Source organism: Bacteroides sp. AM07-18 (genome assembly GCF_003602695.1).
Taxonomy (GTDB): Bacteria; Bacteroidota; Bacteroidia; order Bacteroidales; family Bacteroidaceae; genus Bacteroides; species Bacteroides uniformis.
Genome location: NZ_QTLM01000009.1, coordinates 39,181 through 61,246 on the forward strand (window position 1 = coordinate 39,181; position 22,066 = coordinate 61,246).

Genomic DNA, 22,066 nt, shown 5'->3' on the forward strand with positions numbered 1-22,066 from the left:
AAGGTAGATATTTACTTTGATTTCCTCCTTCTTTTCTGTATGAAAACCGTATGAATTCTACACTTATGCCTTCAGTGTGTAGTCGCCGGCTTCTTTCGTCACTACTTTCTGCAGTTCTTCGAGCGTCTTTTCACCGTCCGAAAACTCTACGGTGGCTACCGGAGGGTTCAGGGTTACGGTGGCGTGTATGCCTTCCATACTGTTCAATGCTTTCTCTACATGCATGCGGCAATGGTTGCACATCATGCCTTCTACTTTGAATTCTTTCTTCATGATTGTTTCTGTTGGCGGTTCAACTTCTTTGTTTTCTTCTCCTTCATGTATTCTTTTCCGTTTCAGCAGCAGGCTGTTGCTCACCACACTGACACTGCTGAATGCCATGGCCGCACCGGCTATCATCGGGTTCAGCAGGAAGCCGTTGATGGGATAGAGTATTCCGGCCGCAATGGGTACACCTATTATATTATATATAAATGCCCAGAAGAGATTCTGCCGGATGGTCCGGACGGTGAGACGCGACAGACAGAGAGCTTCCGGTATCTTAGCCAGGTCGGAAGAGATGATGGTCATTTTGGCTACATCCATGGCGATGTCGCTGCCTCCACCCATGGCGATGCTTAAGTCGGCTTGGGCAAGGGCGGCGCTGTCGTTGATGCCGTCGCCCACCATGGCAACCTTCCGGCCTTCTGCCTGCAACCGGCTGACGAAGGCAGCCTTGTCCTGCGGCAATACACTGGCCTGGTAGTGGGCGATGCCTGCTTTGCGGGCAATCTCACGGGCGGTGGCCTCATTGTCTCCGGTCAGCATGTGGACTTCGATGCCGGCGGCGCGCAGCTCGCTGACAGCGCGGATGGAAGTTTCCTTTATCCGGTCTGTAATTCCGGCTATTGCCAGCACGTTTTCTTCATCGGCAAACCAGATGACGGTCTGTGCTTCCGATGTCAGTCGGGTTGCCTCTTCCTGCAGGGAGGGGGGGATGGCGATATGGTTTTCTTCCAGCAGTTTCCGGTTCCCGGCGAGGTAGGTCCGGCCTTGTGCCCGTCCTTTCACGCCTTTTCCGGTGATGCTTTCAAAGTATTGAATGTCTATGGGGGCCGACTCCTTGAGGTGGTTCACCACGGCTTCTGCCAACGGATGTTCCGAGAGCTTCTCCAGACTATAGAAAATGTCCGACAGCGCATTGCCTGCAGTGGCGCCAGTACCGGGCGTCATTGCCTGCGTATTCCATATCAGTTTGCTGACTACCGGTTTTCCTTCGGTCACCGTTCCGGTCTTGTCGAGTACCACGGTGTCTATCTTCTTGGCAATCTCCAGGCTTTCGGCATCTTTTATCAGAATGCCCCTTTCGGCGCCCTTGCCGATGCCTACCATGATGGCGGTAGGAGTAGCCAGTCCCAGTGCACACGGGCAGGCGATGATGACCACCGTGACAAATGCCAGCAATCCGTGGGTGAATCCGCCGGTTCCGTCCAGTAGCATCCATGCGATGAAGGCAAGCACTGCGATGCCTATAATGGTAGGCACGAATATCCCGGCTATCTTGTCCACCAGCTGCTGCACCGGTGCCTTGCTTCCTTGCGCGTCCTGCACCATGTGTATAATCTTCGCCAGCAGTGTATCCGTGCCGATTTTCTCTGCCCGGAAGCGGAAACTTCCCTTCTGGTTGATGGTACCTGCAAAGACCTTGGCGTCTTTGTGCTTGGATACTGCTACCGGTTCGCCGCTCAGCATACTTTCGTCTACGTAGGAGCTACCTTCCGTCACGATGCCATCCACGGCAATCCGTTCTCCGGGTTTCACCAGGACGATGTCTCCGGGGCGAATCTGCTCGATAGGGATAACGCGCTCAAAGGAAGAGTGAGGGACAGCGTGTCCTTCATCCACAATGATGGTCACAGTCTTGGGTTGGAGCCCCATCAGTTTCTTGATGGCGGTTGAGGTGTTTCCTTTCGCTTTTTCTTCCAGCAGGCGGCCCAGCAGGATAAAGGCTATGATGACACTTGCCGCCTCAAAATATACATGCGGATGGATGCCTCTGGATAGCCAGAAGTCCGGAAATAGCATGTTGAACAGGCTGAACAGATAGGCGGTCCCCGTACTGATGGCTACCAGTGTGTCCATATTGGCGCTGCCATGCTGCAATTGTTTCCAGGCGCTGGTGAAGAATCCCCGCCCCAGCCAGAATACGACGGGAGTGGACAACGCCCACATGATGGGATTGGCATGGGGCATATCCATGAAGAACATGCCTATGATGACAACGGGCATAGACAAGATGATGGCCCAGGTTGTGCGGAATTTCAATACGCTGAATTTCTTGTTGTGGGCCTCTTCCGCCTCTTCGAGCGTGTTGCCGTCCTGGTTTATCAACAAGTCATATCCGGCCGCCTGCACAGCCTGCTGCAAAGCCTCGGAAGAACAGCTCGTAGGGTCATATTCCACGGTTGCCGTTGCCGAAGCGTAGTTTACGACCGCTTTCTTGACACCTGACTGATGGTTCAGCGTCTTTTCTACCCGTGCGGAGCATGAGGCGCAACTCATTCCCAATACGGGAAATGTCTCTTGAACTATATTCTTTTCTGCCATAACAATTTTGTATAAGTCATTACTCTTGCTATGAGTGACTTGGTTCCAAATGCAAATACCGTCAGTCTTATTCCGAGATACCGTTGGTTTCACTACTTGAAACCGTCGGTTTCTCGCATTGAAACCGATGGTGCCAAAAGTTGAAACTTGTTTGGCACCGTATACTGGCTACCTGACGCCTTGTTCTGGAGGGTGGAATCCATATTTTATATCAGTCATAGCGATACAAAGATAATGCTTTTTCCCTTGAAATTGTTCATAGCCTACCCCTAACGCCAAGCAGGTTCCTTCTTGCTGGGAAATGCCCGTCGGATGACTTCCCGGCTCAAGCCTGTCTGCACCACTCCCCGCATCAGCAGGTAAGTGAGGAAGGCAAGCCATAGAGCATGGTTTGCCAGGACGGGATGCAGCCCATAATATAAGATAAAAAAGCTGACAGCTGCCGCTGCCATGGAGAGGAGCATTCCTCGCGTGGCGGTGGCACCGATGAAGATGCCGTCCCAGATGAAGGCGGCTATCCCGACGGCGGGCACGGCAAGCGCCCAATAAAAATAGGTGTCGGCAACAGCTATCACTTCTTTGTCATCCGTCAATAGTCCGAGGAAGGCATTGCCTCCCAGCGCATAAACCAATGTAAAGAGAACCGCCATCACCGCTCCCCATCCGAAGAGGTGCCGGACGGTGTCTGTAAAGGCTTCCCGGTTGCGTGCGCCTATGTATCTGCCGCTTAAGGCTTCGCCAGCGTAGGCAAAGCCGTCCATTACATACGAGAATAAGGTGAAGAGCTGCATCAGCAGCGTGTTGACCGCCAGAATAATCTCTCCCTGCGAAGCTCCCGCCGAAGTGAAGAACAACGTGACTGCCACCAGGCAAAGGGTACGCAGAAAAATATCCCTATTCACTTGGAAAAACCGGAACATCGCCTCTTTCTCCCAGATACCTGCCCCTTCTCTCCCTTTAATCTTTAATTTATAATTTTTAATTTCCCAGAATCTTTTCAGCCTGCCGTAGTTGTGCATCCAAAGGACAATGCCCATCAGGAAGCCAGCATACTGGGCAATCAACGTCCCCAAAGCTACTCCTTCTACTTTCATCCCACACAGATAAACCAGTCCGAGGCTGGCAATGATATTGACCACATTCTGTGTGATGGCTATATACATGGGGATACGCGAATTCTGCATGCCGATGAACCATCCCGTCAGTCCGTATAGCCCCAGCATGGCAGGTGCACCCCAGATGCAGATATGGAAATAGAGCGTTGCCATTTCTCTGACTTCATCCGTGGGATGGATGAGAAGGAAGGCTCCCTGCCTGATAGGCGTTTGCAGCAGGATGAGACAGAATGCGACTGCCAGGCCTATGCCCACGGAACGCAACAGTAGGCGGACCACCTCCGGCAAATCCCGCTTACCGAATGCTTGCGAGGTCATTCCGCTGGTACCCATCCTCAGAAAGCCGAATATCCAGTAGATGATATTGAACAGCATGCCACCCACGGCAATGGCGCCTATGTAGGCGGGCGAACCCAGATGGCCGACGATGGCTACATCAATCAGGCCGAGCAGCGGCACGGTGATGTTCGATACGATGGAAGGTAAGGCTATTTGCAGTATTTGTCTGTCTCTGGGCTTCATTTATATTATTTAATTCATTAAGGTCGGCAAAGTTAACTATTTTTCTACTTTCAACTATTGATGGTTGCCGTAAAAATGCGTAGTTTTGTAGGTAGATTTCTATGAGACTGATTGGGCTGTTAAACTATATATATACACTAAAAATGAAAACCTTAACGTTGCTTTTCTCCTTGTTCTTGATGTGTCCGCTGTCTGTCTGGGGACAGTCGGCAGATGAGTTGCTTTCGAAAGTGTCCGATGCACTTTCCGAGGGTAAAGATGACTATGCGGTGAGTTTGTTTCGCCAGGCGGCAAATGCCGGTGAGGATAGGACGGAAATGTTCTACTGGACCAATGTGGACAAGAGCAGTGAGGTGGCTCCTCGTCTTGCGGATGTGCTGGCTGTGCACTACAAGGAAATGCGGAATTACGATAAAGCCTACCTCTTCTATAAGGAGTTCTTGCAGCGTCATCCCGAAGACGTACCTGCACTTGTCTCTTGTGCCGAAATGGAGATGATGCGGGGAAAGGAGAAAGATGCCTTAAAAACCTATGAAAAGGTATTGATGCTGGATGCCGACAATCTCCAAGCCAATATCTTCTTGGGGAATTATTATTATCTCCAAGCCGAGAAGGATAAGAAGAAGCTCGAAGAAGACTATAAAAAGATAACTTCCCCCACAAGGATGCAGTATGCACGCTATCGCAACGGATTGTCAGACGTGTTCACCAATAGCTACGGCAAGGCTAAGGCATACCTGCAACGCGTGCTTCAGGTATTCCCCTCCATGGAAGCAGGCAATACGCTGGAAAAGATAAAGAAGATGGAGCTGGAGCTGAAATAGCTGTCCGCATTCCGACTAATAGGAAGGGGCTGTTTGTCTCTTATTTCTCTCCGGTCTCTTTTAATCTCTTCAGATATTCCGAAGGTATGTAGCCGAATTCTTCCTTGAAGCATTGCCGGAAGTAGAACAGATTGTTTATACCTACCTTGAATGCTATTTCCGAAATGTTGTATTTGCCTTCCAGCAGGTATTGCTCGGCGTGTTTCATCCTTATCTTGCGGACATATTCGTTGGTGGAAAGTCCGGTAAGCGCTTTCATCTTGCGGTAGAGGGTGGAATTGCTCATGCACATTTTATCCGAAAGATAGCTGATGTCTATTTTGTCTGAAGAAAGCCGTTCCTCTATCAGCTGGTTTATCTTGTGGATAAACTCGTTGTCCAGCTTGTTGAGCGATTCTGTAATGACAGCCGCTTTATTGCTTATGGCGGCATTGGCGCTGAAATGGTTTGCCAGGTTGCGCCGCGACTGGAGCAGGTTTTCTATACGGCTATGCAGCAGGCTGGCGCTGAACGGTTTGGTGAGGTAGGAGTCGGCACCTACCTGGTAGCCTTCCTCTTTGTCGCGCAGCGAGTCTTTGGCTGTCAGCAGTATAATGGGTATGTGGCTGGTGCGCACGTCTTTTTTCAGCTCACGGCACATCTCGTTTCCGTCCATTACCGGCATCATAATGTCACTGACGATGATGTCAGGTATTTCTTTCAGGGCGCTTTCCTTGCCCAGCTTTCCGTTGGCGGCAGTCTTTACTTCAAAGTGGTCGGAGAAGGATTCGGCTATATAGTCGCAGATGTCCGGATTGTCTTCCACTACCAGCAATATGGGTTTGTCGCTGGATGAAACTTGATTTACTTGTGCCTCTTCTATATGCTGGACGTTGCTTTCCTTTTCCTGCGAATCGGCATGCAGTGCCTGCGGGTAACTGTTGTCGGTAAGCAGGCTGACGTAGAAGGTACTACCTTGATTGGGAGCACTCTCTACGCGGATTTCCCCTTCGTGTAGGGCTACGAGGTTTTTCACCAGAGAAAGTCCGATACCGGTACCCGAAGCCTGGTGTTTGCCGCCTTCCTGGTAATAACGGTCGAATATGTGGGGTAGTGCCTCCGGCTTGATACCGTATCCCGTGTCGCTGACCCGGATTTCCGTATAGTTCACTTCGGCACGTTCCACCTGTCGGATACCGATGCTGATGCTACCCTTTTCCGTGTACTTTAGGGCATTGGATATCAGATTGTCCAGGATGGTCTGGATAATTTCCTTGTCGAAGTATATAGGCATATGCTCTTTCTCCACCACCAGCCGGATATCGACGGCTGGCTTCCGGTTCAGTTCCTTGTACTTCAGGCCTATCTCGCGGATAAGGGGTACGAGGTTGTCCCGGCTCACGCAGAGTTTCTTGTTCTGGGTCTCGGTCTTTCTGAACTCCAATATCTGGTTGATGAGGTTCAGTAGCCGGATGGCACTTTGGTGAATGACGGATATCTTCTGTGCGTCTTTGGTGGATAGTGTATCACTTTTCTGTATGTCTTCCAGCGGACCCAGTATCAGCGTAAGCGGGGTGCGCAGTTCATGGGTGATGTTGGTGTAGAAGCGCAGGCGTTCGTTGTTCAGTTCCTGCTCGTGTTCGTGGCTCTGCTTCTCCAGTTGGTACAGTGCTTCAGCATCCAGTCTTTTCTTGTAGGCATAGAGTATAGAGAAAAGGATGATAAGGGACAGCAGGATATAGAATGACTTTGCCCACCAAGTAAGCCAAAGGGGTGGGGCGATGCGGATGTTCAATGAGGTGGTTGCGTCCGACCATGCTTGGTTGCGCATGCGCGTTTTCACTTGGAACTGGTATTTCCCGGGAGGAAGATTACGAAAGGTGACATTATTGGGGTCTGTAAGCGTATACCAGGAGTTCTCGAGTCCTTTCAGCATATAGGCATATTCCACTTGGTTGACCAGGGCATAGTTCTGGATGTTGAACCGGATACTGAAACTATTCTGTGTATATTTCAGTTGCACGTTCTTCTGTCCGTTTAAGGCAATGGTGCTCTGTCCGTTTTCCGGTTTGTTCAGCGGGTCGGTAATTTCAATGTTGGTGATGAATGCGGGTGGTGATTTGCGTTCCTGCAATACAACTTCCGGGTTGAAGTAGCACAGACCGTTTATAGAGCCGAAGTAAAAGTTACCGTCTTGTCCGTAGGCTACACTGCCCCGACTGAAGCTTCCCATGGGGAGGTTGTCGTGATAGTCGTAGTTATAGAAAATGTCTTTACTGTCCACAAGACAGCTGATACCTTTGTTGGTGCTCACCCAAATATTTCCTGCCTTGTCCTCACCGATGGCTTGTATGTGGGTGTTAGCCAGTCCGCTTTCACGTTGGTATACTTTGTAGTTTCTGTCTGTCAGGGAGGGGAAGCATACCAAACCTTCACCCGTGGCCACCCACAACCGCTTTCTGCTGTCTTCGTAGAGAGCATTGATGGTATTGGAGGGGAATTTGGCCAGGACGTTGAAGAGCTGGATGCTTTGGAGTTGAGGGTCATAGAGGCCCAGGCCTCCTCCGAAGAATCCTACCCATACTTGGTCTTCGGAATCCTTCAGCACACAGCGGGCCAGATTGTTCTCCAGATTGTAGTGTGCCTTGATTGTCTTGCTGTCACAATCTATAAGATAGACGCCTTCGCTGGTTCCGACCCAAATGTTTCCCTGCTTGTCTTCATGAAAGGAACGTACGTCAGTGCGTGACTTGTCTTCGGAGAAAATCTGCCGGAAGCTTTGGCTCTTGGGGTTGTAGTAGGCTATTCCTCCATAAAAAAGCCCGAACCATAATCCTCCCTTTGAGTCGCACAAGGCTGCCTGCACCGTATTGCTTCTGAATTTCTTGTTGTCAGCATTGTATATGGCTATTCGTCTTCCCTTGTTGAATACGTTGATTCCTCCTCCATCGGTTCCTATCCAGAGGTTACCGGCTTTGTCCATACAGACACCGGAGGCTATTTTACTGTTCAGGCTGTTGTTGGTGGATGGAAAAGGAGAATATTTATAAGTGCTGAAGAGTGACGGCTCACGTTTTATGAAGTTGATGCCGCCTCCCCAGGAACCTGCCCATACATTACCGAAGGAATCTTGGAGCAGGCAACGGATACTGGAGTTGGACAAGCCGTATTCATCGTCTCCCTCCCGGATAGAAAGCGCATGAATCTGGTCCGACGAACGGAAAAGCTGTTGGGACAAATCCACTACGGCAATGCCGCCGAATTCCATGGCTATCCAAAGTCTGTTGTCATCCAGTTGGTGTATATCATATACACGGTGCGATATGCAGTTGGTTTTGTCGTCGAAGGGGATGAAACTTTCCGCTTCCGGGTTAAACAGTACCACTCCTCTATCGGTTCCTATCCATATGTTTCCGCTTTTGTCTTTGTAGACACATGTCACTTCGTTGCCGGGCAGGCTGTTGGGGGTTTGCGGCTCGTGTGTGAAGTTCTTGACTGTCTTGTCTTTTATGGAAAGTATACTGAATCCCCGGTCCACATGCCCGATATAGAGTAGTCCGTTACCGCCGTCTATGGCAGACCAGATATGGTTGCTTGCAAAACCCGGTACGGTTTCGGTATTGTAATGGGTGAATTGCCCGGTTTGCTTGTCAAAATAGTCCACGCCTTTCCAATAGGTGCAAATCCATAGGTTACCGTCGGAGGCGGCAATGATTTTGGTAATGTCGTCCGTAACCAGGCTTTCAGGGTTGTTTTCGTTGTGTCTGTAAGTGATGAATGAATCGTTGGCATAATTGTATGCATTGATTCCGGCACGTTGGGTTCCTATCCATAAGATGGAGTCGACGGGATCGTCCAGCAGACAGTTCAGTTCGTTGCCGGTGATGCTTTGCTTGCCGGTTGTTTCTTCTTTATAATAGGTAAGGAAGCGTATTCCGTCGAATTTATTTAAACCCTCTTCTGTGGCAAACCATAGAGAGCCCCGTTTGTCTTGGGCTATGCTTACCACATGGTTGTTGGACAGCCCTTCACGGATACTCAGATGTTTTATGGTATATGGCTGCGCGGATAGCAGGAATGGCAGGCATAGGAAAATGGAAAGTAGAATCTTCTTCATAACGGGTCGTTTTTCATTGCATGAGTCAAAAGTACAAATAAAATCTTTAGATGATGTGCACAAATCGTGCATTGACAGATTTATATGCCTTCTCTGCAAGATTTATACAGCTGTTGAATCGAAAATTGGCATATGTTTGCATTGCCGATTATTATAAATCGGAACAAAATGTACTTTTTTGTTTAACTTTAATAATAATATTTATGAAGAAGCATTTCTTTAACGCCACTTTCTGGGCGTTGTTATCGCTGGCTTTATGGACTACTGGATGTAGTGACGATGACGGATACTCTGATGTAGACGGGCAGATTCCGACAATGACATTGGTGACGGATCATATTGAATCCGGTGCCGGCCATCGTTTTACCATTGAGGGTTCGTTGGCTGACCAGGATGGAATTGTATCCGTCAATCTGCAATGTGCCGATCTTTATCTGAACAAGACCATTGATTTGGTCGAAATCTATGGAGCTCCCCAAACGGAGTATGAGTTGAGCTATTCTTATGACCTCAAGCGTGATGAAATCGGTGAACGCTTCACCGTGAAAGTGACCGTAACAGATGCGGGCGGGCGTGAAGTGTCGCAGGATGTGTTGATAACGATGGATGGGGACTTTGAGAATCCTACATTTACAATTGCCCCTGGTAAGGAGGTTACCGTACTGATAAAGGATGAAACAAAGTTCAACCTGAATTTCACGGTGAAAGATGACCGCATACTGGATTATGTACTCATTGAGATTCCTGGGGTAGAAGGTTTTGAAAGCCGCCGTATAGAGGCTGGCGGGCAATCTACTTTGAGCTTTACGGAGAAGATTATTCTGCCTAATGAGGTGAAAAGTTACGATGTGACTTTGACGGCTGTGGATGCCAGAGGCAATCAGACAGTGACCAATAGTACCATCAGTGTATCTGAAATGCCTGACTTCCCCAAAATGTATCTGGCCGATGTGGCAACCGTAGAGGAATTGAACAGTGATATTTTCGGTGTACCGATGGTGATTAACCATACGGGCGAGTACCAATATCGTGCACGTTATTATAATAAAGCTGCCGGTACGGAAATTTTCTTCTTACCGCAAAAGACAGACTTTACTCCTATCTGTTTTGGCCTTGATCCGGAGGATAATACAAAATTGACGGATGACCCGGAAACGGCTAAACCTATTGTCTTGGATGAGGCTGGTGTTTATTATGAAATAGACATCAATGTGAAAGAGTCTACTTATAGTATGCGCACGTACTCGGTGACAGAGGCTACAAATCCGATGAAATATGAATATGGAAAGCCTTGTTTTGACCGTTGGGAGAATGGGGAATCGTTCATTGATTTCTATATCGGTTGGGGAGGTTCTCCTCAGGATGCGGGAAATCAGTTGTTTGCCCAGGATAAAAATAATCCTCATCTTTTCTATTATCCGGAAAATGGAACTTGGACGCTGGAAGCCGGTGAAGAAATGAACTTCATCATATCCAATTATCATCCCGACGGATGGTGGGATCATGTGGAATGGCGGTGTGACGACTCTCAGAATGTAGAGAAGTTTGGTTACTTCAGTAAGAAAGGGGATGTGAATCCTAATTGGGAAGGCACCAATCAGCGTTGGGAAGACGGCTCGATGGTAGGTGACAACTGGATGAAGCCTACGGTTACGGTGACCGGCAACTACCGCTTTGAGTTTGACGCGCATTTGGGTCGCGGCAAGATTGTGCCTGCTAATTAAAAAGTAACATTAGATTTAAGATATGAAAAAGCAAATTCTATTATTATGTCTTGCGCTGATAAGCCTTTGCGGTTATGCGCAGCAGATAACGGTTAAGGGTGTGGTGACTTCGGCCACCGACCAGCAGCCGTTGATTGGAACTACAGTTCAAGTGAAAGGTACCGGTACGGGTACAATTACCGGTATCGACGGTGATTATACATTACCCAATGTAGACAAGAATGCAGTGTTGGTATTCTCTTCTATTGGTTTTGAGTCTCAGGAAATAGCTGTAGGTGGACGTACTACGATTAACGTGGTACTGAAGGAGGCTGCGGAATTACTGGATGAAGTGGTGGTTATCGGTTATGGTGCTGTGAAAAAGAGCGATTTGACCAGTTCTATTGCTACAGTAAAAGGCGATGAAATCACTGAAACCGTGACCGGTAATGCTATGGATGCTTTGCAGGGTAAGGTAAATGGTGTACAAGTCACCAGTGGTGGTGGCCCTGGAGCTACTCCGAAGGTGCTGATTCGTGGTGTAACTACCGTAAACGGTACGAATCCGTTGTATGTAGTGGATGGTATGCCGGTAGGTGACAATATCAACTTTCTGAATAGTAACGATATTGCTTCCATGGAAGTATTGAAAGATGCTTCGGCTGCCGCTATCTATGGTACACGTGCATCAAACGGTGTCATCCTGATTACTACAAAGAAAGGTAAAACTGGTAAAGCCCGCATCAATTGGAATTCTTCTGTTGGTTTCCAGACCGTGGCCAAACCTAATATTGCCGGTGCGGCTGAATATAAAGAAGTGTTCAATACCCGTTATACGAATGATGGCCTTTCTTCTATCTGGAACGATACGGGTGCTACGACCAATCCCGGTGGTACAGACTGGTGGGATACTGTAGTCAATAAAACAGCTTTGGTGCAGAACCATTCACTTAGTGTTGCCGGTGGCTCAGAACAGTTTGTTTATAACTTTAGCGTGGGCTATTATCGTAACAACTCACAGTTTGATGTAGGTTATTGGGATAAGATAAATATCCGTCTGAATACTGAATATACATTTAATAAGTATGTAAAATTGGGAGTTGATATTGCTCCACGTGTCGAATCATGGGATGATACCCCAAACCAGTTCTCGGCAGCCATGGCTATGGACCCGACAACTCCGGTATTCCGTCCGCAGGACCAATGGGAGGATAATGAGTACAACAACTATCAACGCTCTTACAACAACCAGGAGTGGAATCCCGCCGGTTCAATTGCCCGTAGCAATGCTCATTCTCGCGAGTTGGGTGCCATTCTGAATACCTATCTGCAGGTAACCCCGATAGAAAAGCTGACGTTGCGCACCCAGTTCGGTGCCAATGCACACTATCGCCGTTCTGATTCATTCGTTCCGAAGTTCAATATGGATCCGTTGGAGAAACAGGACTTGAACGAAATCACCCGCCGCAATCAGGAGTGGTTTGACTGGAACTGGACGAATACAGCCACTTACATGGACACTTTCGCTGAAAAGCACAACTTGAATGTAATGGCTGGCTTTACTGCCGAACGTTTTGCATGGTACAATACTCAGGCACGGCGTGATAATGTTCCCAATAATCTGGACCAGATGCAGGAAGTGAATGCCGGACAGCAGGGTACGGATGAGGCCAACGGTGAAACCACTTACAATACACTGGTTTCTTTCCTGGGCCGTGTCATGTACAACTACGATAACCGTTACTACATTTCGGCATCTCTCCGTGCCGACGGTTCCTCCCGTTTCCCGAAGGGCAGCAAGTATGCCCTCTTCCCGTCTGTTTCCGCTTCCTGGCGTGTCATCAGTGAGGCATTTATGCAGGACCAGGACATCTTCAGTGACCTGAAGCTTCGTGGAGGCTGGGGCCGTGTAGGTAATCAGAATATCAACAATAATGCTACCCTTACTTTGTTGAGCGAAACCCAATACTATTATGGCAATACGTTGGCAAATGGTTACTTCGTGTCTACAGTAGGTAACAACCAGTTGAAGTGGGAGACTGTGGAAGATTGGAACGTAGGCGTGGATATGTCATTCCTTGATTCACGTTTGGGTGTAACATTCGAATATTTCCAGAAAAAGTCCATTGACATGCTCTACCAGAAACAGAACATCCTCTCTTTGGGATATGATAACTGGAACAGCCAGATTTGGATGAACATCGGTAGTATGCAGGCCCGCGGTTGGGAAGTGGGACTTACCTGGCGCGATGAAATCGGCAAGGATTTCTCTTACGATCTTGGTCTGAACCTTTCTGCCGTGCGCAACAAGGCCATCAAGTTCTCGGGCGACGGTCCTATCAATGTCGGTGGATTCAATAGCGACCAGATTATCCGTAACGAAGATGGTGGTTTTATCTCCCGTTTCTACGGTTACGTGGCCGATGGCTTGTTCCAGAATTGGGAAGAGGTGTATGCGCACACTGACGAACACGGAACACTGATTCAGCCCAATGCAAAACCGGGAGACATCCGCTTCAAGGACCGGGACCATAACGGAGTGCTCGATGCCAATGACAAAGATTATATCGGTAATCCTTATCCTGATTTAATGATGGGTCTGAATATTGGTATGCGTTATAAGAACATTGATTTTGCAGCCAATTTCTATGGTACGTTCGGTAATGATATTTACAATGTCACCAAAGGACGCTACTCCGGTTCAGGTGGACAGAATGTCTGGGCAGGTACACTGGAGAAAGCATGGCATGGCGAGGGTACCGGCAATGATATTCCCCGTTTGTCGAGCAATGACTTGAACCTGAACTATAGCCGCGTTTCCAGTTTCTATGTGGAAGATGGTTCCTACTTGCGTTGCAAGCTGTTGCAGATAGGCTATACGCTTCCTAAGAAATGGGTTGGAGGTGCTGACTTGCGTCTTTCCTTCTCTGCACAGAATCCGTTTACCATTACCGGTTATTCGGGAATGGACCCCGAACGCCCGATGGTTGACGGTACTACCGACAGCTCTGGCAGTGCCATCAATACCGGTATTGACAACGTGGCTTATCCTAATCCGAGAACATTCTTGTTTGGCATTGACTTCAAATTTTAATTCTTGATTATCCATGAAACGAATATTTACAATAGTAGTTCTGATTGCTTCGCTGGTGTTTACCTCTTGCGAGGACTTCCTGACGGAAGACGTACGCGGGCAATTGAACGTGGACACTTATTATAAGTCCATAGAAGAGTGTGAATCCGCAGTCACGAGCTGTTATCAGGCCATGACATATGGAGGATGGTGGCAAATCAACACCGTGTGGTTACTTTCCGAAATGTGTGGAGATGATGCCTGGATGGGGAATACCTCTCAGTCTCAGAGTGATTATATCTCATTGGCGCATTATCAGGGAAACGGTGCCAGCAATGGCCCTATCTCCAATTTTTGGCAGTACCGTTACAAAGGTATTTTACGTTGTAACATAGCCATAGATCGCATTGCGGCTCTCGAAACCCAAGAGACAGAAACCAGAGACCGTCTGGTGGCAGAAGCCCGTTTCCTGCGTGGCTACTATTACTTCGAACTGGTGAGAAATTTTGGCGGGGTGCCCTTGATGACCAGTTTCCAAATGCCGGAAGAAGTGGAGGGAACAGAACGTGCTACGGCAGAAGCCGTGTACAAATTCATAGAGGATGACCTGATGGCAGCTGCCGAAATACTGCCGCAACGCAGTACTGCGCAAGTAGGGCATGCTACCCGTGGCGCCGCTTTAGGATTATTGGGTAAAGTGTACCTCTATCAGGAGAAATGGCAGGCTGCCCATGATGTGTTGAAGACTGTGATAGATGAAGGCGAATACCAATTGCTTCCCGATTTCGGGCAGGTATGGAATGTCGACTATGACAACAGTGCGGAGAGCCTTCTGGAAATCCAGTATGAATATCATCCCACTTTGGGCTTAGGAGGGGCGCTTGCTACGGTAACCGGTGCCCGTAATGGTCCTGGTGATGGTTGGAGCTGGTGTCAGCCTACGGCAAATTTGGAGCAAGCTTATATTGAGGCCGGTGATACGGAACGTTTGAAATGGACAATAATCAAGTCGGGCTGTACGGAAATTGCCGGCGAAGACCAATTCGAGGATTTCATTGACGCAAGCAAAGCGTTGAATAAGTATCAGGAATATCTTGATAAATATGGTTGGGACCCCAATTGCTATATTATCAATCCCGCTGACCATAAGTCTGCGCGTATCATCCGCAAGTATTTCCTGCCGATGAAATATCGTGCTCAAGGCGATGCAACGGCTTACGCCACGGACAAGAGTCCTTTGAATCACCGCATTCTGCGTTATGCCGATGTCCTTTTAATGTATGCTGAGGCTTGCAATGAACTGGGTGATGACGCTTCTGCCCGCGATGCTCTCAATCAGGTGCGCAGACGGGCCAAGTTGGATGACGTTACGGCAAGTGGAAAGGCATTGCAAAGTGCCATTCGCCTGGAGCGCCGTTTGGAATTGGCTTTCGAGCAGAACCGTCTGTATGATATCCGCCGCTGGACTGATACAAATGGTAAAAAGATGATTAGCAATATCCTGGGACCGAACGGTTCCTTTGTGAGGTGGAACACTGAAGAGGCTACCCGTGACGCTCTTGAGTGGGAAAATCAAGGTGAAGCAAGTGACAAAGGCATCACTTTCAATGAAAACCGCGACATGGTGTTCCCCATTCCTTTGTACGAAATCACGATGTCCAACGGTTCCATTACCCAGAACCCGGGTTGGAATTAAACACATTCTGATGAAAACAGATTGTTGCAGGAACTGATTATTCAATAGGTCTTTATATTCTGTCGCGGATAGTTTGCAATGGATTATCCGCGGCAGTTTTTTAATCCAAAATAATATCATGAATTTGAGACACATTTTTATTCTTCCGGCACTGCTTGCTGCAATGGCTTGCAGCGACGATTCTCCCGTTACGCCGGATACTCCAGACACTCCTGAGGGTCCGGACATTACAAACAGCGTAGAGAAACTGGTGAGCATCGATGCCGGACAGACTTTCCAGACAATAGCCGGCTTTGGCGCTTCGGACTGTTGGTCGCCTGCCTTTGTGGGCAAGTCATGGACTTCGCACCGTGCGGGGATTACGGAACTGCTTTTTTCTTCAGAGATTGTGGGCGGCAAGCCGAAAGGAATCGGCCTTTCCCAATGGCGGGTGAATCTTGGTGGCGGCAGTGCCGCGCAAGGTGAAGCCAGCGGCATCGAGGATAAATCCCGTCGTGCGGAATCCTATCTTACGGATGACTTGACGTACGACTGGACCCGTTGCGAGGGACAACGTTACTTCATGGACCGTGCCAAGGAGCTGGGATGTAACAATTTCGTTCTTTTCAGCAATACACCTCCTGTGCAGTACACCTATAATGGAAAAGGATTTTCCGCCAGAGGGGGACTTTCTAATCTGAAACCGGAACATTATGGTGACTTTGCAGGATATATGGCCGATGTAGCGGCCCGTTATACCGCTGAAGGCTATCACATAAGCCATATCTCGCCCGTCAACGAGCCGCAGTACAACTGGGACAGCGGACAGGAGGGCAGTGGCTGGACCAATGACGAAGTGGCTGCACTGGCACGCGAGTTGGATATGTCGTTGGATGACCGGGGGCTTTCCACAGACATTCTCTTGGGCGAATCCGGTGATTGGGAGTATCTGTATAAAGTGAAAGGCGATGCCAACCGCAGTAATGTATTCTCAGCTTTCTTTACACCCGGCTCTTCCGCCTACGTGGGTGACTTGGCACACGTGAAGAATCTCATTTGCGGACACAGCTATTGGACTGACGGCACATGGGACGGTATGCGCAACGTGCGCAAGCAAGTGGCCCAGGCTGCCGGTCAGTATAATCTGGATGTTTGGCAGAGTGAATGGAGTATGCTGGGCGATAATTACAGCAGTTCCGAATTCGTGGGCTACGAGCAGGCTTCTGAGATGGATATCGCTTTCTACATGTCGAAGGTCATCCACAATGACCTCACTGTGGCTGGAGTGTCTTCCTGGAGTTACTGGACATCGATGGATGTTTCCCGTTGGGGGCATAAGAACCGTTTTCTCTTGATTTCGCTGGTACCTGCCGGTGGCGAGTATGGTGATATAGAGCAGGAGGGAAGCTATCAGGCTACTGCCACTCTTTGGGTACTGGGCAATTACAGCCGCTTTATCCGTCCGGGATACCGCCGTATTGCCCTCGACTTGAACGAATCGCGTACTTTTTTCGGTTCCGCCTGGCTTTCTCCCGAGGGGGATAAGGTAGTGGCCGTCTATACAAACATGTCTGATAAGGCGGTTCGCTTAGGTGAAACGCATGTGGGATGGAGCAATGAAGCGAAGTCAATAGCTACTTATACAACTACCGGTAGCAAGAATCTGGTGGAAGGAACGGTGGCGGCAGGCAAGCAGGTGATTCTGGAAGCCAAGAGTGTGACAACCGTGGTGTATAGCCTGAAGTAAGGAATTAGTTTAACTTCAAAGAAAATCTATATGAAAATGTATTTTAGATTTTTATCGGTTCGACTTAACCGATTGAAGAATAAACTTTTAGCGAATTATTTGAGAAATAGAGGTAACGATTTAGCAACTGTGCGAAATTCAGCGTTTTGCGTTGCTATACTGTCAAATAACTCTTTCATTTGCAAATATAATATCTTTTTCCGAAAGTACGAACTATCGGTGGCAATTTTATAAAATCGGCTTGCGAAAAAAGAAAATCATTCATGAGGTTATGTTATGTAACAAATAGAAAAGGTGGTCAATGACCACCTTTTCTATTTGTTACGTATACCAACTATAGGAACTGTCTTTTCCATACCCGATTTAGCGGAATATTTGAATATCCCTATTTGTTTAGCACATTTACCTGAAGGTATCTTAATAACTTGGTCGTCATAGTAAGACAGTCCATCCTCATTCAAAAATAACACAGTTAATCCTGTTGGTATCAAGTATCCTTGTTTTACTTCGTTAGCTAAGGCTTCACCTGAATCCAAAACTTGAAATACCTTAAAAGAATTTTCACTTATACATTCTCCCTCTTTTTCAAATAATGTAATTCCTTTATAAGTAGAATTTCCACCAGCTATAAGCATGGAAACAACAACCACTAGAATAGCTCCAGTGACAACACCACCAATGAATATACATACTTTTTTCATAGCTGTCCTTGTCTAAATATCATCCAAATCATTTTGGATTTTGGCTTCAATATTTTGAGAATCACGATAGCGAATCATTACCATACCTTCATAAACTCCAGAAGACTTTTCAATTGAAAGTTGTATATCTCCTCCTGTCACTTCCCATGCACTACCATATACAACCGTTCCCTGATGCACTTCCGCCATTAAAGCGGTATTGGAATCTAAATGGGCAGGGTTGTTTTCTTTTGAAATTGTCGGCTTGCCATATTTACGAGTATATAAATCCTTATAATAGTCGTAAGTATTAACAAGGGTATTCCACTCCCCACTTGGGTCAAATAAAACGACAACTGCAAAAACATTTTTTCCATCGTCTGTAGCAGTTACCCCTACCGTTGCTTGACGACCTGTAAAGTCCCCTGAAAACAAAGTTATATTGTTTTCACGACCAATTGAAGTAAATCCTTTAGATTTGAGCTTTTGACAAAATTCTGTCATACTTCCCTCAATGGGAATACCCTTAAACGAAAGGTGCTCTTGTGCCATAATGTCAATGACTGCAAAGAGTACTGTTAAGGTGATTAAAATTTTCTTCATACTTATCATATTTAATTGGTTATATAGTAGTTAATAAATTAAAGTCTTCAATAGATATTTTACCTATTGAAACAAGCCATTCAAGATAAGAAATATCATCTTTAATATCGCCAAATTTTTGTCCCTTATATTTCCCAAAATCAATAATCCTTTCTGAAATAGATATATCCAAAGTTTTTTCGACATTTGGATACAATCGTTTAAGCTCTTTAAAGTCAATTTTGAAAAGCCTATCTGTCGTTTCTAACCAATAAAGATATTGATAATCCATTTTATAAATATCCCCCAAAGATTTCCCTTTATATTTCCCAAACATAAGTATCTCATCCGCTTTGTGAATAGGAAATATTTCATCAAGAGATACGCCAGGAACATCAATTAAAACCCACTCTCCACATCCGGCACAAGGGATTTCTTCATCTTTGATATTTGGATAACACTCTTTCCTATAAGTGTCATCAGGTTTACCATTCATAAAGCATTTACCATAAGCTTTTCCATTGAATTCAAATCACAGAGAAGTGAATAGACAGTATTACCCGACAGAGCAACTACGACAAAGCAATGCCATCAAAAAAAATGACAGCACACACAAAGCATAGACTGATTGTCTTGCCCTAAAAGATTGATTGGAATTTATTCAGGACTGCCTATCACTTAGATAGAAGTCCAAGGTCTGCTGAAATACATAATTCAAAAATTGAAATTGCTTGACTGCAAATTTAGTAACTTTGCTTGACAAATTAACGAGAAAGAAGAGAAAATGAAAGCCGACCGCATAACATCACCTATACGCAAGCAGGGGGTTCGTGCTTCGTAAGACAGGAAAGTGGTAAATTTAAAGTTCAGTTCATCGTAGGTAGCTTAGTGGTAAAAATCCCTGCCTGCGTATAGCTGCAAACCGTTGTTAGCAATCCGCTGCGCTCCTTGCTAACAATGGCTCGGCGACTTACGTCGCTTGCCGTAAGCCGCCGCTTCGCGGACTGCTTACAACAAGCGACTTGGCTAAATAGCTCCGCTTTTGTATCTTCGATACAGCTTCGCTACTTCGCCAATTCGCCGAGCCATTGTTATGGGCCATTTTTGAATGACAATGCGAATAGATACAGACAAACAAATGAATTTACTTAGTGATAAGAACGTTGCAATAATTGGTGGTGGACCCGTTGGACTGACTATGGCAAAATTATTACAGCAAAACGGCATAGACGTTTCAGTTTACGAAAGAGACAACGACCGAGAGGCAAGAATTTTTGGTGGAACCCTTGACCTACACAAAGGTTCAGGTCAGGAAGCAATGAAAAAAGCGGGATTGTTACAAACTTATTATGACTTAGCCTTACCAATGGGTGTAAATATTGCTGATAAAAAAGGCAATATTTTATCCACAAAAAATGTAAAGCCCGAAAATCGATTTGACAATCCTGAAATAAACAGAAATGACTTAAGGGCTATCTTGTTGAATAGTTTAGAAAACGACACGGTTATTTGGGATAGAAAACTTGTTATGCTTGAACCTGGTAAGAAGAAGTGGACACTAACTTTTGAGAATAAACCGAGTGAAACAGCAGATTTGGTTATTCTTGCCAATGGCGGGATGTCCAAGGTAAGAAAATTTGTTACCGACACGGAAGTTGAAGAAACAGGTACTTTCAATATACAAGCCGATATTCATCAACCAGAGATAAACTGTCCTGGATTTTTTCAGCTATGCAATGGAAACCGGCTAATGGCATCTCACCAAGGTAATTTATTATTTGCTAACCCCAATAATAATGGTGCATTGCATTTTGGAATAAGTTTTAAAACACCTGATGAATGGAAAAACCAAACGCAGGTAGATTTTCAAAACAGAAATAGTGTCGTTGATTTTCTTCTGAAAGAATTTTCCGATTGGGACGAACGCTACAAAGAATTGATTCATACGACGTTGTCATTTGTAGGATTGGCTACACGGATATTTCCTTTAGAAAAGCCTTGGAAAAGCAAGCGCCCATTACCCATAACAATGATTGGGGATGCCGCACATTTGATGCCGCCTTTTGCAGGGCAGGGAGTAAATAGTGGGTTGGTGGATGCCTTGATATTGTCTGATAATCTAGCCGATGGAAAATTTAATAGCATTGAAGAGGCTGTTAAAAATTATGAACAGCAAATGTTTATCTATGGCAAAGAAGCACAAGAAGAATCAACTCAAAACGAAATTGAAATGTTTAAACCCGACTTTACGTTTCAGCAATTGTTAAATGTATAAAATGGAATAAAACGGCACATAACAAACAAATTGGCAATAGAGCCGGTGAAGTACTTCTATTGAACTTTTGTGCAATGTTGAAGATTAGTAATTCTATTCAACATTTGTGCTAAAAGTCGGCTCCATCGCCAATTTGCCAGCCGTTATGCGGCAGCTTAAAAAAAGACGACACCAAACCAAAAAAATCATCTTGACAACCACCCGACTTTGAACTACGAAGGATGAAATTTTTCAGGGACAACTTCCAGCATTTCCAAAAAACAGTTTAACCATTGACTTGGAGACAAACAAACAATTTGAGCATTAAGGTTTAAACCGAATTTTTCCGAAATTGACCTGACCTGACTTTTCCTGAAAATCGACTTTAAAGCTGTTTTTACAGATAAATCAGGTTTCTCTAACAGACAGGAAATAAATGCTAAGTATTTGGCTTTAAACTTAAAATCAAAAAATAAGTGTTTTCTTTTAATGTTTAACAGGGCTGATTTGACAGTTGGCGGTGGCAAGAAACTTTCAGGACCTACCTCATAGACAAGTTTCAAATCAAAAAAAGTATGATAGAAAACGGTATATGGATTGTAAAGCTTCCTCGAAAATAACTTTTGTGTAGGTTCTAATTGAAGGACAATGGAACCTCCCAGAAAATTTCCAAGACTCTCAAACATCAGGATTTTGAAAATATCGGAAGTAATGCCATAAGGAATATTTGACACCACTTTGAAAGGAAATTTCGGAACTGCAAAATTCCTAAAATCACAACCGACAACTTGAACATTTCGGGCATCAGAAAATAATTTTCGTAAATGTTCAACCAAAGCTGTGTCGTTTTCAATAGCAACAACATTGTTGGCGATTTTTAATAAATGAACAGTAAGAAACCCCTTGCCTGCCCCAATATCTAAAACCGTATCCTGATTACTTATATTTGCTTGTCTTATTGCATCTTTTATTAGCACTTTATCAATAGTAAAGTGCTGACCCGTAAAACGAACGGGCAATTTCTTTTTTGTCATTAGTAACTTCTTACAGGTGAATACCACGTGGCTTTACTGTTTCAACTAAAAAGGTTCTATCTCGATTAGGGTCAATACGCCTCTCTTCACTTGATGAGCGTGCTAAACCCAACTCACACCGTTTAACTAAAAATGGTGTTCGCTTACCTATATTGTAATAAATGTTAAAAATATT

Annotated in this window: 12 protein-coding genes and 1 pseudogene; 6 read left to right on the plus strand and 7 right to left on the minus strand. The window is 46.1% G+C overall.

Features of this window, described 5'->3' with window-relative positions; all coding sequences use genetic code 11:
* Window positions 1–63: 63 nt before the first annotated feature.
* Window positions 64–2,586: a heavy metal translocating P-type ATPase gene (locus tag DW096_RS12060; protein ID WP_057087090.1), complete on the minus strand. Its 2,523-nt coding sequence runs from the start codon at window positions 2,584–2,586 to the stop codon at window positions 64–66.
* A gap of 269 nt (window positions 2,587–2,855) precedes the next feature.
* The gene (locus DW096_RS12065) at window positions 2,856–4,223 is read right to left on the minus strand and encodes an MATE family efflux transporter (RefSeq protein WP_009037201.1); all 1,368 of its coding nucleotides are present in this window, start codon (window positions 4,221–4,223) and stop codon (window positions 2,856–2,858) included.
* A 143-nt stretch (window positions 4,224–4,366) separates the two neighbouring features.
* Between DW096_RS12065 and DW096_RS12070 the strand changes: the two genes are divergently transcribed.
* On the plus strand, window positions 4,367–5,047 hold the full coding sequence (locus DW096_RS12070; protein ID WP_034523335.1) for a lipopolysaccharide assembly protein LapB: 681 nt from the start codon (window positions 4,367–4,369) through the stop codon (window positions 5,045–5,047).
* Between the two features lie 40 nt (window positions 5,048–5,087).
* Here DW096_RS12070 and DW096_RS12075 read toward each other — a convergent pair whose 3' ends face one another.
* Window positions 5,088–9,143, minus strand: a complete 4,056-nt coding sequence (locus DW096_RS12075) for a hybrid sensor histidine kinase/response regulator transcription factor (protein WP_120028772.1) — start codon at window positions 9,141–9,143, stop codon at window positions 5,088–5,090.
* Between the two features lie 203 nt (window positions 9,144–9,346).
* Between DW096_RS12075 and DW096_RS12080 the strand changes: the two genes are divergently transcribed.
* The 4 genes from DW096_RS12080 (at window position 9,347) to DW096_RS12095 (ending at window position 17,341) form a co-directional block, all read left to right on the plus strand.
* Window positions 9,347–10,867, plus strand: coding sequence for a hypothetical protein (locus DW096_RS12080; protein WP_008665740.1), 1,521 nt, complete (start codon window positions 9,347–9,349; stop codon window positions 10,865–10,867).
* A gap of 22 nt (window positions 10,868–10,889) precedes the next feature.
* Window positions 10,890–13,940: a TonB-dependent receptor gene (locus tag DW096_RS12085; RefSeq protein ID WP_035450227.1), complete on the plus strand. Its 3,051-nt coding sequence runs from the start codon at window positions 10,890–10,892 to the stop codon at window positions 13,938–13,940.
* Between the two features lie 13 nt (window positions 13,941–13,953).
* On the plus strand, window positions 13,954–15,615 hold the full coding sequence (locus DW096_RS12090) for a RagB/SusD family nutrient uptake outer membrane protein (protein ID WP_117887484.1): 1,662 nt from the start codon (window positions 13,954–13,956) through the stop codon (window positions 15,613–15,615).
* 118 nt (window positions 15,616–15,733) lie between these two features.
* Complete coding sequence (locus DW096_RS12095) at window positions 15,734–17,341, plus strand: glycoside hydrolase (protein ID WP_117963600.1); 1,608 nt, start codon at window positions 15,734–15,736, stop codon at window positions 17,339–17,341.
* Window positions 17,342–17,655: 314 nt separating this feature from the next.
* Here DW096_RS12095 and DW096_RS12105 read toward each other — a convergent pair whose 3' ends face one another.
* From DW096_RS12105 to DW096_RS12115, 3 genes and pseudogenes are all read right to left on the minus strand, one after another.
* Entirely contained in the window at window positions 17,656–18,042 is a 387-nt protein-coding gene (locus DW096_RS12105; RefSeq protein ID WP_049702882.1) for a hypothetical protein, read from the minus strand.
* A 12-nt stretch (window positions 18,043–18,054) separates the two neighbouring features.
* A complete protein-coding gene (locus DW096_RS12110) occupies window positions 18,055–18,624 on the minus strand; it encodes a hypothetical protein (protein WP_057258966.1) in 570 nt (189 codons plus the stop codon).
* Between the two features lie 19 nt (window positions 18,625–18,643).
* Window positions 18,644–19,123: pseudogene (locus DW096_RS12115) on the minus strand (hypothetical protein); the annotation flags it as partial.
* A 588-nt stretch (window positions 19,124–19,711) separates the two neighbouring features.
* On the opposite strand from DW096_RS12115, the gene tet(X) reads away from it, so the two are divergent.
* Complete coding sequence (tet(X), locus tag DW096_RS12120) at window positions 19,712–20,878, plus strand: tetracycline-inactivating monooxygenase Tet(X) (RefSeq protein ID WP_005783159.1); 1,167 nt, start codon at window positions 19,712–19,714, stop codon at window positions 20,876–20,878.
* Window positions 20,879–21,090: 212 nt separating this feature from the next.
* Here the strand turns inward: tet(X) and erm(F) are convergent, their stop codons facing one another.
* Window positions 21,091–21,891 carry a 23S rRNA (adenine(2058)-N(6))-methyltransferase Erm(F) gene (erm(F), locus tag DW096_RS12125; RefSeq protein ID WP_002682030.1) on the minus strand — a complete coding sequence of 267 codons (801 nt, stop codon included), beginning with the start codon at window positions 21,889–21,891 and terminating at the stop codon, window positions 21,091–21,093.
* Window positions 21,892–22,066: the final 175 nt, after the last annotated feature.